Annotated in this window: 13 protein-coding genes; 6 read left to right on the top strand and 7 right to left on the bottom strand. The window is 36.8% G+C overall.

Translation table 11 applies throughout. The annotated features are described in order from the left end of the window. The first annotated feature begins 124 nt into the window (after nucleotides 1-124). Both uvrA and ACN0TV_RS03030 read left to right on the top strand, forming a co-directional pair. The gene (gene uvrA, locus ACN0TV_RS03025; RefSeq protein WP_417359984.1) at nucleotides 125-2,965 is read left to right on the top strand and encodes an excinuclease ABC subunit UvrA; all 2,841 of its coding nucleotides are present in this window, start codon (nucleotides 125-127) and stop codon (nucleotides 2,963-2,965) included. Nucleotides 2,966-3,019: 54 nt separating this feature from the next. Next, on the top strand, nucleotides 3,020-3,709 hold the full coding sequence (locus tag ACN0TV_RS03030; RefSeq protein ID WP_417359986.1) for a TIGR00730 family Rossman fold protein: 690 nt from the start codon (nucleotides 3,020-3,022) through the stop codon (nucleotides 3,707-3,709). A gap of 95 nt (nucleotides 3,710-3,804) precedes the next feature. Here the strand turns inward: ACN0TV_RS03030 and ACN0TV_RS03035 are convergent, their stop codons facing one another. The 4 genes from ACN0TV_RS03035 to ACN0TV_RS03050 form a co-directional block, all read right to left on the bottom strand. Then, a complete protein-coding gene (locus ACN0TV_RS03035; RefSeq protein WP_417359988.1) occupies nucleotides 3,805-4,164 on the bottom strand; it encodes a hypothetical protein in 360 nt (119 codons plus the stop codon). Between the two features lie 248 nt (nucleotides 4,165-4,412). After that, nucleotides 4,413-7,001, bottom strand: a complete 2,589-nt coding sequence (locus tag ACN0TV_RS03040; RefSeq protein ID WP_417359990.1) for a phosphoenolpyruvate carboxylase — start codon at nucleotides 6,999-7,001, stop codon at nucleotides 4,413-4,415. 87 nt (nucleotides 7,002-7,088) lie between these two features. Further along, nucleotides 7,089-7,568, bottom strand: coding sequence for an Lrp/AsnC family transcriptional regulator (locus tag ACN0TV_RS03045; RefSeq protein WP_417359991.1), 480 nt, complete (start codon nucleotides 7,566-7,568; stop codon nucleotides 7,089-7,091). 102 nt (nucleotides 7,569-7,670) lie between these two features. Next, nucleotides 7,671-8,804: a M14 metallopeptidase family protein gene (locus ACN0TV_RS03050; RefSeq protein WP_417359993.1), complete on the bottom strand. Its 1,134-nt coding sequence runs from the start codon at nucleotides 8,802-8,804 to the stop codon at nucleotides 7,671-7,673. A 300-nt stretch (nucleotides 8,805-9,104) separates the two neighbouring features. Between ACN0TV_RS03050 and ACN0TV_RS03055 the strand changes: the two genes are divergently transcribed. The 4 genes from ACN0TV_RS03055 (at nucleotide 9,105) to ACN0TV_RS03070 (ending at nucleotide 11,125) form a co-directional block, all read left to right on the top strand. Further along, nucleotides 9,105-9,518 carry a helix-turn-helix transcriptional regulator gene (locus ACN0TV_RS03055; protein WP_417359995.1) on the top strand — a complete coding sequence of 138 codons (414 nt, stop codon included), beginning with the start codon at nucleotides 9,105-9,107 and terminating at the stop codon, nucleotides 9,516-9,518. Beyond that, nucleotides 9,515-9,901: a hypothetical protein gene (locus ACN0TV_RS03060; RefSeq protein WP_417359997.1), complete on the top strand. Its 387-nt coding sequence runs from the start codon at nucleotides 9,515-9,517 to the stop codon at nucleotides 9,899-9,901. The genes ACN0TV_RS03055 and ACN0TV_RS03060 overlap by 4 nt, the downstream gene beginning before the upstream one ends. A gap of 326 nt (nucleotides 9,902-10,227) precedes the next feature. Further along, nucleotides 10,228-10,617, top strand: coding sequence for a TerC family protein (locus tag ACN0TV_RS03065; protein ID WP_417359999.1), 390 nt, complete (start codon nucleotides 10,228-10,230; stop codon nucleotides 10,615-10,617). A gap of 64 nt (nucleotides 10,618-10,681) precedes the next feature. Continuing rightward, a complete protein-coding gene (locus tag ACN0TV_RS03070; RefSeq protein WP_417360001.1) occupies nucleotides 10,682-11,125 on the top strand; it encodes an MgtC/SapB family protein in 444 nt (147 codons plus the stop codon). Nucleotides 11,126-11,259: 134 nt separating this feature from the next. On the opposite strand, the gene ACN0TV_RS03075 is transcribed toward ACN0TV_RS03070, so the two are convergent. From ACN0TV_RS03075 to ychF, 3 genes are all read right to left on the bottom strand, one after another. Continuing rightward, a complete protein-coding gene (locus tag ACN0TV_RS03075) occupies nucleotides 11,260-13,860 on the bottom strand; it encodes a DNA gyrase/topoisomerase IV subunit A (protein WP_417360003.1) in 2,601 nt (866 codons plus the stop codon). Between the two features lie 93 nt (nucleotides 13,861-13,953). Beyond that, a complete protein-coding gene (locus tag ACN0TV_RS03080) occupies nucleotides 13,954-15,816 on the bottom strand; it encodes a DNA topoisomerase IV subunit B (protein WP_417360005.1) in 1,863 nt (620 codons plus the stop codon). Between the two features lie 253 nt (nucleotides 15,817-16,069). Continuing rightward, complete coding sequence (gene ychF, locus ACN0TV_RS03085) at nucleotides 16,070-17,161, bottom strand: redox-regulated ATPase YchF (protein ID WP_417360007.1); 1,092 nt, start codon at nucleotides 17,159-17,161, stop codon at nucleotides 16,070-16,072. Nucleotides 17,162-17,340 lie beyond the last annotated feature (179 nt).

The following is a 17,340-nucleotide window of genomic DNA, read 5'->3' on the forward strand; positions in this document are numbered from 1 at the left end:
TCACCTTGTGTTATACCCTATCTGCTAGAGAAATCCCAAGGCTTTGGTAATTTAGTAACGATCAAGACCATTGCTACTTCTTATTTACAGTTGAATATTGTAATTTTGCTGTTTTGCGTATCATATGACAAACCATGAGAATAATATTGAGGTAAAGGGCGCTAGAGTTCATAACCTTAAAAATATAGATGTTAGCATACCCCGAGAAAAATTAGTCGTGATTACGGGACTTTCAGGAAGTGGTAAATCATCACTTGCATTTGACACCATTTATGCGGAAGGCCAACGAAGATATATTGAAACTTTTTCAGCCTATGCACGACAGTTTTTAGGTGGCCTTGAAAGACCTGATGTAGATAAGATCGATGGTTTGTCCCCGGTGATTGCCATCGAACAAAAGACAACTTCAAAATCTCCGCGCTCTACCGTTGGAACCATCACAGAAATTTATGATTTTCTAAGGCTGCTTTATGCAAGAGCTGCCGATGCGTATAGTTATAATACCGGAGAAAAAATGGTGAGTTACAGTGATGAACAAATTCAAGAGTTGATTCTCACGGATTTTGAAGCTCGCCGAATTAATATACTCTCACCGGTAATTCGAAGTAGAAAAGGCCACTACCGAGAGCTCTTCGAGCATATTTCAAAACAGGGTTTCGCTAAAGTTAGAGTTGATGGGGAACTCTTTGATTTAGAGAAAGGAATGAAGGTCGATCGTTATAAGACCCACGATATAGAAATTGTCATCGACCGTCTAGTTGTAGAACGTACTGAGCAGACTACAAAACGTTTAACTGAGTCTATTCAAACGGCAATGTATCATGGAGATGACGTGCTGATAGTTTTAGACCAAGACAGTGGAGAATTGCGTTTTTTTAGTCGTAACCTTATGTGTCCTACCACTGGAATTTCGTATCCCAATCCTGAACCCAACACCTTCTCTTTTAACTCGCCTAAGGGCATGTGTCCTCACTGTTCTGGTTTAGGGAGCCTGTATGAAGTGAATTTAAAGAAGGTGATTGCAGATGATGCCAAAAGTATTAAGTCTGGTGGAATCTTACCCATTGGGCCTTATAAGAGCACCTGGATTTTTAAACAACTTGAAACCATTGCTCAGCGCTTCGATTTTAAACTGACAGACCCTATTAAGGACATCCCTGCCCAAGCAATGGATATCATCCTAAATGGGGGAAATGAGAAATTCCAAGTTACCTCCAAAACCCTTGGTATTACGCGGGATTACAAGATCGAATTTGAGGGTATTGTTCATTTTATCACCAATCAATACAATCAGAGTAATTCAACCAGTATTAAAAGGTGGGCAAAAGAATTCATGGATAAGGTATCCTGCCAAGAGTGTGGTGGAAGCCGATTAAAAGAGTCATCGCTTCATTTTAAAATCGATCAAAAGAACATTGCAGAACTTGCTGCGATGGATTTAATTGATCTGGCTCATTTTTTCGATCATCTTAAAGATTCCCTTACCGAAAAACAATTCAAAATTGCCCAGGAAATTTTAAAGGAAATTAGCACGAGAATACAATTTTTACTAGATGTCGGCTTGACCTATCTAGCGCTAAACCGTAGCTCAAAAACCTTATCTGGTGGTGAAGCACAACGCATACGCCTGGCAACTCAAATCGGCTCGCAGCTCGTAGGCGTACTATATATCCTTGATGAGCCAAGTATTGGATTACATCAACGGGACAATAACCGTTTGATAAAATCATTAGAATCCTTAAGGGATATCGGGAATTCGGTGATTGTCGTAGAACATGATAAGGACATGATCCTAAGAGCAGATCACGTGATTGATATTGGGCCAAAAGCTGGAAGGCACGGTGGCGAGATCATTTCTCAAGGACCTCCGGAAGGTCTTAAAAACTTCAATACACTTACTGCGGATTATATCTCAGGGGTAAAAGAAATAGAAGTTCCTAAGGTGCGACGTCAAGGCAATGGAAAATCCATTACCCTATCGGGCTGCACGGGAAACAATCTTAAGAATATTACCGTGAAATTTCCACTAGGGAAAATGATTGGTGTCACCGGTGTTTCCGGAAGCGGTAAATCAACCCTTATCAATGAGACCCTATACCCTATTTTAAACGCATATTTCTTTAACGCAGTTAAGGTACCGATGCCTTATAAGCAAATAAAAGGCTTAAAGAATGTGGATAAGGTTATAGACATTAATCAATCTCCAATCGGTCGGACTCCTCGATCCAATCCAGCAACTTACACTGGAGTATTTAGTGAGATTCGAAGCCTTTTTACACAAACTCCTGAGGCGATGATTCGAGGGTATAAACCAGGAAGGTTTAGCTTTAATGTCAAGGGCGGTCGCTGCGAAACCTGTCAAGGTGCCGGTATGAGGGTTATAGAGATGAATTTTTTACCCGATGTCACCGTGGCTTGTGAAACTTGTCAAGGAAAACGATTTAATCGAGAAACGCTGGAAATCAGATACAAAGGAAAATCTATATCCGATGTTTTGGAAATGACCATTAATGAATCAGTAGATTTTTTTGAAAACATTCCTAAAATTCACCGAAAACTTGCTACCTTACAGGATGTAGGTCTCGGATACATTACCCTTGGACAACAGTCCACTACCCTCTCGGGTGGTGAAGCACAACGTGTAAAACTAGCCACGGAATTATCCAAAAGAGATACCGGAAATACGTTTTATATTTTAGATGAGCCAACTACTGGTCTACACTTTGAAGACATACGCGTACTTATGGGAGTTTTGAATAAACTTACCGACAAGGGCAATACGGTGTTGATTATTGAACACAATTTAGATGTCATAAAAATTGTGGATCATATTATTGATATTGGACCTGAAGGGGGTAAATCAGGTGGGGAACTTATGGTAAGTGGAACACCTGAAGAAATCATCAAAAATAAAGAGAGTTATACAGCTAAATACCTCAAAGCAGAGCTTGAAGTAATGATTTAAACAAACAACTCAAGTAATTGTAACTAAGTAAAATATACAACTAAAGATTATAGAATGAGAGAGGAACAACACACCAAAGGCTGGAATGAAATAAAAACAAATGATTCCTGGGCTATCTTTAAAATAATGAGTGAATTTGTTAGTGGTTACGAACGTCTTAGTCGCATCGGACCATGTGTTTCTGTATTCGGATCCGCGAGGACTAAACCTAATACCAAATATTATGAACTCACTGAACGTATTTCCCGTAAGATTGTTGAATCCGGATATGGTATTATTACTGGAGGTGGTCCGGGTATAATGGAAGCTGGAAATAAGGGCGCTCACTTAGGCGGGGGTACCTCAGTTGGCCTCAATATAGATCTTCCCTTCGAACAACACGATAATCCCTATATTGATAGTGATAAAAACCTTGACTTTGATTACTTCTTCGTAAGAAAGGTAATGTTTGTAAAGTACTCACAAGGGTTTGTAGTTATGCCAGGTGGGTTTGGTACTCTTGATGAGCTTTTTGAAGCTGTAACACTAATCCAAACCAAAAAAATAGCAAAATTCCCAATAATTTTAGTTGGAAGTGAATTCTGGGGAGGCTTAATCGACTGGATTAGAGCTACCCTACTCGAGGCCAACCATAATATTGGACCAAACGATCTTGATTTGTTACAAGTTGTAGATCACGAGGAGGAGGTTGTAGAAATCCTTGACTCTTTCTACAAAAAGTACAATCTAAGTCCCAATTTTTAATTAGAATGCTATTCAAAGTTGATATACTTCATACCATTAATTGGCATCGGGTTATACCAAAGCTGGTGTCAATTAATTTCTAACGCAGTTAAAGCTTATAGTTTTTGACCTCCAATACCAGATTGGTGCTTTAGAGTGTATTGGTGGATGTCAGCTGTTACGCTAACGATTGATCCAACAAAATCATTATAGTCTCCCTGACAAACGATTCCTACAATGGCACAATCAAAGGTATTTTCTGTAGAAAAACTCACATAATATCCAAACTCATCAGAATATTTCATTTCTCCCTGCTGATTCTTGATGTGTAAAAGAAAAGTACCGTTACAAATTTCAGAGGTTGCACCGGAAGAGGTATATCCGTACAATTCATCAAAAGATATTAACTCACGCTCTTGGTCATCGTCAGTACAACTTACAAGTATTAAAACCAATAGATATAGGTAGTATTTCATGGTTTGGTGTTTTATTGGTTGCTTGGATTTCACTAGTAGAATATACCTCAATTTTAATTGATCTAGGGTTGATTAAAAATCATTTAACTCACCTGGAGGTAATCATATTTAGCGACACCTCATTTTGAAGCTGATCAATAAATTAAAGACGATTAAACTATAAAGCCGTTAAACCATCGGTTAGGATAGTATTAACGGCTTTAATAATTTATATGTTCCAGACTAAGTTAAGGCTCTAGTCTCTGTAATTATGCCGAGTTTCGACTCGCGTTGATATTACCGAATAAGGAACGTGTCACCATGCGTTCAAAAATTTCTAATCGCTTGGCATCAACTTCCTTGCCTTCTTTTTTCAATAATTGAATTTCTTTAAGAGCATATTGTTGAATGGTCAATAAAGGAAGAACAATGTTTTCCCGTACTTCAATAGAAGCTTTCATAGAACGAGTGTCTTCCATAAGTTCGCTATAACCTGTAACTTTAAGGATCATGGCTTTACTGCGTTCGTATTCATTATGGATAATTTTCCAGAACTCGCCGTATTCTTGGTCATTTTGCATATAAGCTGTGAGCTTAAAATAAGACTTAGAAAGACTCATCATACTGTTCTCTAACAAAGTTCTAAAGAAGGTAGAGTTTTTATACAAAGAAACAACCTTTTCGAACTCATTGTTTTTTACAAATTCTTCAATGGCTATACCGACACCGTAAAATCCAGGAACGTTCTGTTTTAACTGACTCCAGCTTCCAACAAACGGAATCGCTCTTAGTGCTGAAAATTCTAATTTATCAGAACCTCCTCTTTTGGAAGGACGGCTACCAATATTTGTTTTAGCATAGTATTTCAAAGTACTCATGTTTTCCAAATACGGTAAGAATTTAGGATGATTTTTAAAATCAATATAGGATTGATAGCTAATGGCCGCCAAACGATTCATTGTATCGCGATCTTCATCATTTAAACGATCGTGCTCATCGTTAAACACATTGTTTACCACACCGGAACTAATGAGTTGTTCCATATTGTACTGACATGAATCCAGCGTACCAAAATTAGAACTAATAGTTTGTCCTTGAATTGTTAGTTGAACTTCTTCATTTTCAATTGTCGGTCCTAGTGAGGCGTAGAACTGGTGTGTTTTCCCTCCTCCTCGAGCTGGTGGTCCTCCACGTCCATCGAAGAATATCACTTTGATACCGAATTGTCTTGAAATAGCAGTAAGAGTTTCTTTAGCTTTGTAAATACTCCAGTTAGCCATAAGATATCCACCATCCTTGGTTCCATCAGAGAAGCCTAGCATTATGGTCTGTTTATTTCCTCTTCGCTTAAGGTGTTCCTTATAGGCCTTATTGCTGTATAATGTTTCCATTACTTTGTGTGCAATCTCTAAATCATCCACTGTTTCAAAAAGCGGAATAACATCAACAGTTGGCGCTTCCCAATCACACATTCTGATCATCGCAAAGGCTTGCATTACATTAAGAACACTTCCATTATTACTGATGATATAACGGTTACAGCCAAGCTCACCATTGTGTTGTTGAATGGTTTTCATGGCATAGATGGACTCTAATGTGATTCGGCTCATCTCATCTTTAATAAGACTTGGATTCACCTTCCCTACTACTCTACTGAGTGCTTCTATTTGTTGTGCATCGGATAATTTCAAATAATCCTTAGGGAAAATATCCAATCCCATAGCTAAAGATTCTTCAACGATATTGGATAGGACATTGTGATGCACTCTGGAATCTTGTCTGATATCCAGGGTAGCAAAATGGAAGCCAAATAATTTTACCTTATTGATCAAACTGTTGACTTCTTCTACGAAAAGTGATTGGTGTTTCTCGATTAAGATTTCTCGGATCTTAAGCAATGTGTCCATGGTATAATCCACGGAGGCTGTAGATTGAGAACTTTCTAAGAAGATATTTTCATAAAGATTATTCTCCAAATCAAGGATGAGCTTATCTACGTATTTGAAACTAATACGACGGCGAAGCCTTCTTACGTCTCTGTAGTAATTTCTAAGAACGGTAGTTCTCAATCGATCCGCAACCTTTAAAGTGATATCTGTGGTAACAAATGGATTTCCATCCCGGTCACCTCCAGGCCAAAACCCTAGGTTTATAACTTGGTTGTCCAAGTCTGAATCGATGTATATGTTGTCTTGTATGTAATTGTAAATCTGACTCGCAGAATGATAAAACACATGCTCTAGATACCAAATCAAACTCATAGCCTCATCAAATGGCGACGGTTTTTCCTTTTTAAAGAAAGGAGTTTTACCCAATTGTGCCAATAATTTTTTGATCAGGTTTAAATCGTTTTTACGAATGGCATCTGCCAGATCCGTAATAATTACCAGAACTGAGCCTGGGTAGAATTGAGTCGGATGGGCAGTGAGCACCGGGCGGATATTAAATTGCTCTAAACAGGTTTTGAGTTCAGCCACTTTATTCTTAGCCTCGGCTTCCTCTCTCATATTGCGAAGCGTCCCGATACCATCCATATTATGAACTACAGGGAAGGTAGCATCTTCGATAGCATCAAACAATACGACCTGTCTTTCTATATATTGAATGAATCTGAAAAGGAGATCTATTCTTTCCGTCTCAGATGGTTTATCATAATATTTTTTAAAAAAACGCTCTACAATCTCACTTGGATTCCGATTCTGGTCATATCCTTTTTCACATAGTTCTGAAAATAAAGGAAGTAGCACCCCAGTATTACTGATTTCGTCAAATGGTAGTGTGATAAATATGCTGTTGTATATTTGATATCGCGACAGCACATTTTCATTAAAGCGGTCAATTTTTGGTTTTCTTAGCATAAATTTATTTCTGTTTTAGGTAAAAATACAAAAAACCCTCTCAATAGAAAGGATTGAGAGGGTTTTAAGACGATTTAAACATAAATCTTACAAATCGTTAAATATAGTATGCATTAATCTGCGTTTGTCATTGATACTCTCCTCCAATGATATCATAGTTTCTGTACGAGAGACCCCGTCGATATCATCTATCTTAAAGATAATATCTTTTGCATGTTTTGTGTCTTTAGCTCGTATTTTACAGAAAATATTGAACTTTCCTGTAGTAATATGAGCTACAGTGATATATGGAATTTGGTTTAAGCGCTCAAGAACAAATTTAGTTTGATGAGTCTTTTCTAAAAATATCCCTACGTAAGCAATAAAGGAATACCCTAATTTCACATAGTCTAGCGTTAATGAAGAACCTTTGATAATACCCGCGTCTTCCATCTTTTTCACTCTAACATGTACGGTACCAGCAGAAATTAATAATTTTTTCGCGATATCCGTAAAAGGAGTTCGGGTATTTTCAATCAACATATCCAGAATCTGGTGATCAACTTCGTCTAATTTAAATTTTGCCATAGTTTTTTTTAATTATCTTTAAAGGATATGCAAAAAAAATAAAAAAAACTGAATTTATCACCATCTAAGAGTAATAAATTAGCGAATCAAATAAATTTATTATTAAATTTTTCTTAATAATTTAGTTAAAAAGGATTCATTAATTTCATGTTTCTCAACAGCTGGGGTACCTAGTTGATTCATATCGAATTCCTTATGTCCATAAAATTTTAAATCCTTCTCAATCCGCTCTACATTTGGGATAAACTCAAGTTTACCATTTCTTAATGATTCCTTGAAAAGTACAGCGATGTCTACGTGCTGAACTGTAGAGTCTTCCACTACAGGAAAGTTCCTCAGCAGCACATCATAAAACAATTTATCATTCTCAGGGATTTCAAAATAAGCCTTGTATTGCGTACCATCAATATTGTGTTCTCCTATATAGTTAATGGCACAAACAATGGAACTTGCTATATACATTCGCGTTTGTTCGCGTTGATAGTCGTTCTGAAAATGGCCGGATTCAAATAATATGGTTGGAATTTGTGCAGATTGAAATGTATCACCCACACAGTTTATATTATAGCCATCGTCATAACGTCCTACTTGCCCAGGAATATGTTTCTGAAGAAACTGATTCATTACACTGATAATTTCCATGCTGCGCTTGCGTTGTTGTGTGATTGAACGTTCTTTATCTTCTGCTGGAGTTAAAAAGGATACCGTCGCAGGTAAAGCCGCTATACCGGCACTGAAAATGGTCCGCTGATCATGGAGATTAAAGCAATATTCTGGTTTAAAAGAATCAAAGGCTTCTTTTAGCACCACACTTTCTGGCTGTGAACGGTCTTGAGCATCGCGATTCAGATCCACCATCTTACTATTAGCTCTGGTATATGCAAGAGCACCATCTGGATTTACCATAGGTAAAATGCAAATCGTAAAATTTTCCAATATATAATCCCTAAAACTCCTATTGTTCTTAATATATTTCAAGACATCAAAAACAGCCTTTGTAGTGGTGGATTCATTTCCATGCATCTGTGACCACATTAAAATCCGCTTAGATCCGCTTCCTAAACTTATACTATATATAGGTCTTTTTTCAACAGATTCTCCAAGTATCTTGATTTGGAAGAGATTTTTATATGTAACCAATAAGGGTTCGATTTGTTCTAAATGGATATATCGACCACTAAGAGAAGCGTCTTTATAATCCAAATAAGCGTTGTAAAAAGTGTTTAGGTAATTCATATGCAATTTTGAATTCACAAATGTAAAAGGAATTTAATTTACAAGTGTAAACCCGAAATTATAACATTTGTAAATAGGTGAAACTTGATAGATGTGTCAATTGTAAACAGTATGTTTTACAAAAGTAAGTACACTATAGCATAAATCTATAATTTACACATATAATGCACGTTATTAGTGTTTTATAGAGTACAAATAAAGCTTTACTTTATACAAAATAAGCCTTAAATTATTAATTTTGATTTGTCGGTATTACTATTTACATTTGTAACTTAATACTATTTTTAATTATAGTTTACAATGGTAAACAAAGATGAATTTATTAAACGACTCGAGAAAGTATTAGAATATTACGGCCTTTCTGCCTCTGCTTTTGCAGATTCTATTGGTGTGCAACGCTCTTCTATTTCACACTTATTGTCTGGACGAAACAATCCTAGTTTGGATTTTGTTTTAAAAATACTTCATGAATATCCTGATGTTGAATTGTACTGGCTATTAAATGGCAAGGGAAATTTTCCTACTTCAGCTAAATCGGATACCCCCTCACAGGTCGTTATGGATCTTGGAGAGCAAAATCAGCCTGAGACTGGTCAGTATTCGACTTCAGCTGATTATAGCACTGGGATACCTACTCAAAAAAAGCCCATTTCCCGTATTGTAATCTTTTATAAAGATGGTACCTTTGAGGAATATAAAAATGAAAGGGAATGATACATCTAAAAAAATTATTACTGCTTTTTTTATTTAGTTTAATCTTGGCATCCTGCTACAATGTTCAGCGCAATTGTACGGATTTCAAAACTGGGACTTTTGAATACACTTACACCATTGATGGCGTAGAACAAACTAGCACTTTTTTTAGAAATGACACCCTGGAAGTGGACTACTATGAAAATGTACCCGATTCTAGTAGTATACGCTGGATTAATGATTGCGAGTTTATAGTCGAGAAAATCAATCCTACTTCACTAAATGAATCCAAGGCTGTCCATATGAAGATTTTAACCACAAAAGACAATTCTTATACCTATGAATATTCCCTTGTTGGTGACGCTTCCAACAAGCAAAAAGGGACCGTAACTAAGATAAAGTAACCGGTCTGCTATCCGTCGCTGTTTTCGTGTGCTTTATTGACGCTCACATTTTAGGAAATTGTATTGGGACTTGGTAATGGCAATGGAGCAACGAATTATATTGCTATTTTTAATCTCATTTTTAGTGGGATTATCAAAAGCTTTATTTGAAATTAATTCCTCCTGGTTTTCTGCTCAGCTCAGTTGGCAAAGTATTATTCTACTTGTCGGTGGATTGGTTGTACTTTTATAAAAGTACAATGGAGATCCATTAAAAATTAGAATTACCGAATCATAATGCTAATGAATTAAAGGGTAAAAGTATTAAAACGCTTTCTAGTGCACTAGTGCAGATCCTATTAATTGATTTTATTTTTTCTATTGATTCAATATTAACAGCCATTGGGATGACAAATGGTATCAGTGATAATCCAAATGATGCGCTAATACTTATGATCATTGCAGTAGTAGTTTCAATTGTTGTCATGATGGTCTTCGCCAATGCCATTCGAGATTTTATAAACAAACATCCATCAATACGATTATTAGCTTTATCCTTTTTAATTCTGATTGGATTTATGCTTGTGACCGAGGCTTTACATTTATCAAATGCTTCCTTTTTCGGACAATCCATTGGAGCCATTGCTAAAGGCTATTTGTATTTTGCCATAGCATTTTCACTGTTACTAGAGTTTTTAAATATGCGATTATGGAAAAAACAGCCAAAAAAGGATTAATTTAGAGCATGCATAATGAGTTTGTTTTCTTTTTTGGTATAACAAGATTTTCTAACTTTAGAGTATGATTGCATTAAATTCATTATTTGAACTGCAAATTCCGGGTTTTATTTATAAAATATTGGCTGCCTGTCTCGCGGGGTTACTCATTGGATTAGAACGTGAGTATAAAGGTAAAAGCGCCGGACTTAAAACCAACACTATTGTAGCTATGGGAGCCTCTATTTTTGTTATGATCTCTTTACATTTTGAAAATCAGTTCGGTGTCGATATCACACGGGTTTTAGGTCAGGTTGTGGTGGGTGTCGGCTTTTTAGGTGCGGGAGTTATTGTTCAACGAGAGAATAAAATTCAAGGACTGACTACGGCAGCGACAATATGGTGTAGCGCCGCAGCCGGTTGTTTAGCAGCTAATGCTTTTTATGTAGAGCTTACTTTAGCTACCTTCCTTATCGTGGCTGTAAATCTTATATTTGGCTGGATAGAAACTAGCGGGATAAAAAACTAGCCTGCATAATATGCACCTCCTTTTTAGGATGTTCTTCTCCAAACAGACTGACAAACAAATAGCTTTCAGCCATTCATATCACTCAATACACCATTGTTGGTTCTAAAATGAAAGTCGATGTATCAGATTGGTATTTAATCAAATAGGGTTGGATCTGTATTAGCATTTTCCGACCCGCTATTCAATTCTTCCTCTTCATTCACTTCGATATCCTCAGGTTCTACTTCTTCCGGTTCTTCGTAAGGAAATGGTTCTAGGAGGTTAACCTGTTTCACTTTTTCCTTAGTAAGCTGATTCCCTAACGCATTGATTCCTTTGATAGCAATAAATTCTCCTAATGCCAGCTCTTGGTTCGCTTTGCGATCCTTTCCTCTTTCCTTTGTAAATTCTATTTCGATTTTTGGCAGCCAATGCGTGGTTACCAATTCGAGAGTAGAATCTACATGATCAGAAATAAACGACTCTTCTTTATCTACCTGTTCAATCAAAAAACGTTTGACGTAATACAACTCCTTCTCACCATTGTAATAAATGGCAGAGATTGGCTTTTTAGGATTCCACTTTTCAAGAACAATCATATTGTCTTCAAAATGGGTTGTCAGTTCTGGAGTTATGGTTTTGACAATACCGTCTTGAGTGATTACAAGAAGCTTATCTTCTCCTTTAAAGGCACCTAATAGGGTTCCTCTTTCATCCACGTTTAATCTGCGAACTGTTTCGTCAAACCAGATCTTACGTGGTTTAAGCGTTGAAACTCCTTTTTCTTTGAGTTCAATTCTTTTAACAGCATACTTGGATACAATATTACCTTTTGAATTCCTACCTTTAATCAGTATGTCAGCGAAATCTATATCCCATTTGAGTTTTTTAACGCTTCCCACCTGTCTTAAGAACACCGTTACGATTTCAGCCTCTCCATTTGGATTTGCTGAAAAATAATGAACCACGGAGCCTGTCTTTCCATTGGTAAGATCATACTCTTTATCTCGGGTAACACTTGAAACATAGAACCGTTTGATATAAGTTGAACCTCCGGTACCGTCTTTGTATATCAAGTTGTAAATGGTTCGTTTGTCTTTCTTTTTAAATACAGCAACGTGGATTATGTCTTTACCAATAAAGGTTTTGGTGTCTACCTTAGTCACCATCATCTTGCCCGCAGCGGTAAATACTATAATATCATCGATATCACTACAATCACAAACATAGCTATCTTTCTTAAGTGAGGTACCAATAAAACCTTCCTTACGGTTGACGTATAATTTGGTATTCCTAATAACAACCTTCGAGGCTTCGATGTCGTCAAAGATTCTTATTTCGGTTTTTCGCTCTCTACCTTCACCATACTTTTTCTTCAGATTGTTGAAATAGTTAATGGCGTAATCAATTAGGTGTTCAAGGTGGTGTTTTACCTGCGCGATTTCACCTTCTAGAGCTTCAATTTTTTCCTGAGCCTTATCGATGTCAAATTTAGAAATTCTCTTAATCCTAATTTCAGTAAGACGGCTAATGTCATCAACGGTTATGGCTCTCTTTAAATGTTTTACATGTGGTTGTAAACCTTGGTCAATGGCGTTAATAACACCCTCCCAAGTTTCTTCTTCCTCTATATCGCGATAGATTCTATTTTCAATAAAGATACGCTCCAAGGATGCGAAATGCCATTGTTCTTCCAGCTCATTGAGTTGGATTTCTAATTCCTGTTTTAACAGCTCTACGGTATTATCTGTGGAGCGTCTAAGCATTTCACTTACGCCTATAAATAGAGGCTTATTATCCTCTATTATACACGCTAGTGGTGAAATAGAAGACTCGCATGCCGTAAAGGCATACAGGGCATCTATGGTTTTATCGGGAGATAATCCTGGAGGCAAATGCACTAAGATCTCTACATTTGCTGCAGTGTTGTCCTCAATCTTTTTGACCTTAATTTTCCCTTTTTCATTGGCCTTTAGGATGGAGTCAATTAAACTTGAGGTGTTTGTTCCAAAAGGAATTTCATTGATTACTAAGGTGTTCTTATCATATTGTGCAATTTTAGCACGAACACGTATTTTGCCACCTCGTATACCATCATTATAGTTGCTTACATCCATGATTCCAGCGGTTGGGAAATCTGGATAAATAGTAAAACCTTTGCCTTTTAGGTGTTTAATAGAGGCATCTATGAGTTCTATGAAATTATGAGGTAATATTTTTGTAGAGAGTCCTACGGCAATTCCTTCCGCTCCCTGTGTTAATAATAATGGAAATTTAACGGGTAAGTTGATGGGTTCTTTTTTTCTCCCATCGTAGCTAAGTTGCCATTCCGTAATTTTTGGACTAAAAACAACATCTAAGGCAAATTTCGATAAACGTGCCTCAATATATCGAGATGCTGCCGCACTATCGCCGGTTAAGATATTTCCCCAGTTTCCTTGAGTGTCGATTAATAAATCTTTTTGACCAATTTGTACCATGGCATCTCCAATACTAGCATCTCCGTGAGGGTGGTACTGCATCGTGTGTCCAACGATGTTTGCTACTTTGTTATAACGCCCGTCATCGAGCTCCTTTAAGGAGTGCATAATCCGACGTTGTACCGGTTTAAAACCATCTTCAATAGCAGGTACTGCTCTTTCTAAAATCACATAAGAAGCATAATCCAAAAACCAATCTTTATACATGCCTCCGACCCTAGTAATGGTGTCTTGTTGGCTGTTATCTTCTGGATTTAAATCTGTAATTTCTTCCATAAATGGCAATGTCAGGTTAACAAATTAATATAAAAAATACAATATGATTCAACTACAAAATAGGTGTAGAAAAGCAAAAGTTAATCAATTGAATTAAAATTGCATTTCTTCTACAACATCAAGTTCTACTCTAAGGTTGTTTATGATGAACTTTTGACGATCAGGAGTGTTTTTTCCCATATAAAACTCTAGCAGACTTTCAATGGAAATTGCCTTATCCAGCATCACTGGCTCCAATCGGATATCCTCCCCAATAAAATTGGCAAATTCATCAGGAGAAATCTCACCTAATCCTTTGAATCGTGTGATTTCAGGTTTACCACTTAATTTCTGTATAGCCTCTCTTCTCTCCTCCTCACTGTAGCAATAAAAGGTCTGTTTTTTGTTTCGAACTCTAAACAGCGGTGTTTGCAAAATATACAGGTGACCTTCCTTAATGAGCTCAGGGAAGAATTGAAGAAAAAACGTAATGAGTAATAAGCGAATATGCATACCATCCACATCGGCATCCGTAGCGATTACGATATTGTTATAGCGTAAATCACCGAGGGATTCCTCTATATTGAGAGCAGACTGTAATAAATTGAATTCTTCATTTTCATACACAATTTTCTTCGACATTCCGTAAGAGTTCAGTGGCTTACCTCTTAAACTAAACACGGCCTGGGTATTTACATCCCTTGATTTTGTTATTGATCCTGATGCAGAATCTCCCTCGGTTATAAATAACGTACTCTCTAGCCTTCTATCATTTTTCATATCGCCTAGATGTACTCGACAATCACGAAGTTTTTTATTGTGAAGACTAGCCTTTTTAGCTCTTTCTTTAGCGAGCTTACGTATTCCTGAAAGCTCCTTTCGCTCCCGTTCTGCTTGAAGAATTTTACGCTGCATGAGTTCGGCAACTTCAGGATTCTTGTGCAAGAAGTTATCCAGTTGTGTACCTAAGAAATCATTGATATAGGTCCTTACTGTCGGTAATCTTCCTCCCATATCTGTGGAACCCAGCTTTGTTTTAGTCTGGCTCTCAAAGACTGGTTCCATAACTTTTATTGAAATAGCGCCAATAATTGATTTTCTAACATCGGAAGCTTCAAAGTTTTTTCCATAAAAGTCTCTAACAGTCTTTACAATAGCTTCTCTAAAGGCAGCCAAGTGCGTACCGCCCTGGGTCGTATTCTGTCCATTCACAAAGGAATGGTATTCTTCACTATACTGTGTTTTACTATGTGTAATTGCAACTTCAATATCCTCGCCCTTGAGATGGATTATCGGATAAAGCATATCCTCTTTATTGGTAGTATCCTCCAATAAATCCTTCAACCCATTTTCTGAATAAAATTTCTCACCATTAAAAATAATGGTAAGGCCTGGATTGAGATACACATAATTGCGTATCATTTTTTCAATATACTCGTTACGGAATTTGAAATTCTTAAAGATGACTTCATCTGGTATAAAGGTTACCTTGGTACCTCTTCTCCTACTATTCTGCTCTAATTGTTCTTCGTTGACAAGATTACCTTGTTCAAACTCTGCAGATTTTGATTGATTATCTCGATTGGACTCGACTTTAAAAAATGACGACAATGCATTGACTGCCTTTGTACCCACTCCATTTAGTCCGACAGACTTCTTAAAAGCTCGGGTGTCATACTTACCTCCGGTGTTCATTTTGGAAACCACGTCCACAACTTTTCCCAATGGGATTCCACGACCGTAATCCCTTACGATCACTTTGTTTCCTTGTACCGAAACTTCGATGGTTTTTCCAGCGCCCATGACAAACTCATCAATACAGTTGTCGAGCACCTCTTTTATCAATATATAAATACCATCATCGGCAGAGGATCCATCACCTAATTTCCCAATATACATTCCGGGGCGCATACGGATGTGCTCCTTCCAATCTAAGGACCTAATATTGTCTTCTGTATACTTAGTAGTTTCTGACATATCTATTTAGAGATGGGATTTGATGCTAATATAAGGCTTCAACAGTTAAAATGAAACCCCTTTAAACTAAAGTAATTAACATACTAAAAATTAAAATTGTTAAGAACCTGATATTTTGTAGATTAATCTTTATAACCCATTAAAATTTTGAAATTTCAGTGATAGCATCCCTATGACTGAAATTCAAAAAATGGCATCCTAAAATATACTTAAGACACCATTGAATAACAAATTATTTTATTTGATCTTTTGATTATACATTAAACCTAAAATGCATAATGTCACCATCTTTAACAATGTATTCTTTACCTTCTACTTTCATTTTTCCAGCTTCCTTTACCTTGGCTTCACTACCGTAGTTTACAAAGTCTTCATAAGCAATTACTTCGGCGCGAATAAAGCCTTTCTCAAAATCAGAGTGAATTACACCTGCTGCTTGGGGAGCCGTGTTTCCGACTTCAATGGTCCATGCTCTAACCTCCTTAACACCTGCGGTAAAATAGGTTTGAAGGTTGAGTAGTTTATAAGCAGCTCGAATTAAGATAGATGCTCCTGGTTCTTTAAGACCAATATCTTCTAAGAACAACTGTCGTTCTTCATAGTCCTCCAATTCTGCGATATCTGCCTCAGTCCCTACTGCAAGTACAATAACTTCTGCATTTTCATCCTTGGTAAGTTCAATCACTTTATCCACATAAGCATTTCCAGTCATAGCAGACCCTTCATCTACGTTACATACGTATAGAATAGGTTTGGCAGTCAACAATTGAAAGCTTTGCATGAATTCCGCTTCATCTTCATCCACTTCTACAGCTCTAGCAGAAATCCCGCTCTCTAAGGCCGTCTTAAAGCGATTTAATAAGGCTTGTTCCTTTTGAGCATCCTTATCGCCTGTTTTGGCAGCGCGATTGACCTTTTCTAAACGTTTATCTACCGTATCAAGATCTTTTAACTGTAATTCAATATCAATGGTTTCTTTATCCCTAATAGGATCTACACTACCATCCACATGAACGATATTGTCATTATTAAAACATCTCAGAACATGGATTATAGCATTACACTCTCTGATATTACCTAAGAATTGATTTCCAAGACCTTCACCTTTACTTGCCCCCTTAACCAATCCGGCAATATCAACGATTTCAACTGTCGCTGGTAATACGCGTTCCGGCACAACAAGTGATTCTAATTTTTCTAAACGCTCATCTGGAACATTAACCACTCCTAGGTTAGGCTCAATGGTACAAAATGGAAAATTGGCGCTCTGTGCTTTAGCATTCGACAAACAATTGAACAATGTTGACTTTCCAACATTTGGTAATCCTACAATTCCTGCTTTCATTCGATACTGATTGTTTTTTTCGAGTGCAAATATAATCAAATCATTCAATGGTATCACATATAGACATAGGGATTTAAAGCTATATGCCTTAATAGCTTTAACAGTACGTTAGTATAAATTATGAGACCATTAACATCAAAGTTTAATTTATTTTCGTAAATATAGTAGATAACCAAAAA

Source organism: Galbibacter sp. (genome assembly GCF_048266365.1).
In the GTDB taxonomy this organism is placed as follows: Bacteria; Bacteroidota; Bacteroidia; order Flavobacteriales; family Flavobacteriaceae; genus Galbibacter.

What these genes read in the sequence shown, in the direction of transcription:
- uvrA (WP_417359984.1), top strand. Translation starts at nt 125, where the DNA reads ATGACAAACCATGAGAATAATATTGAGGTAAAGGGCGCTAGAGTTCAT.
- ACN0TV_RS03030 (WP_417359986.1), top strand. Translation starts at nt 3,020, where the DNA reads ATGAGAGAGGAACAACACACCAAAGGCTGGAATGAAATAAAAACAAAT.
- ACN0TV_RS03035 (WP_417359988.1), bottom strand. Translation starts at nt 4,164, where the DNA reads ATGAAATACTACCTATATCTATTGGTTTTAATACTTGTAAGTTGTACT.
- ACN0TV_RS03040 (WP_417359990.1), bottom strand. Translation starts at nt 7,001, where the DNA reads ATGCTAAGAAAACCAAAAATTGACCGCTTTAATGAAAATGTGCTGTCG.
- ACN0TV_RS03045 (WP_417359991.1), bottom strand. Translation starts at nt 7,568, where the DNA reads ATGGCAAAATTTAAATTAGACGAAGTTGATCACCAGATTCTGGATATG.
- ACN0TV_RS03050 (WP_417359993.1), bottom strand. Translation starts at nt 8,804, where the DNA reads ATGAATTACCTAAACACTTTTTACAACGCTTATTTGGATTATAAAGAC.
- ACN0TV_RS03055 (WP_417359995.1), top strand. Translation starts at nt 9,105, where the DNA reads ATGGTAAACAAAGATGAATTTATTAAACGACTCGAGAAAGTATTAGAA.
- ACN0TV_RS03060 (WP_417359997.1), top strand. Translation starts at nt 9,515, where the DNA reads ATGATACATCTAAAAAAATTATTACTGCTTTTTTTATTTAGTTTAATC.
- ACN0TV_RS03070 (WP_417360001.1), top strand. Translation starts at nt 10,682, where the DNA reads ATGATTGCATTAAATTCATTATTTGAACTGCAAATTCCGGGTTTTATT.
- ACN0TV_RS03075 (WP_417360003.1), bottom strand. Translation starts at nt 13,860, where the DNA reads ATGGAAGAAATTACAGATTTAAATCCAGAAGATAACAGCCAACAAGAC.
- ACN0TV_RS03080 (WP_417360005.1), bottom strand. Translation starts at nt 15,816, where the DNA reads ATGTCAGAAACTACTAAGTATACAGAAGACAATATTAGGTCCTTAGAT.
- ychF (WP_417360007.1), bottom strand. Translation starts at nt 17,161, where the DNA reads ATGAAAGCAGGAATTGTAGGATTACCAAATGTTGGAAAGTCAACATTG.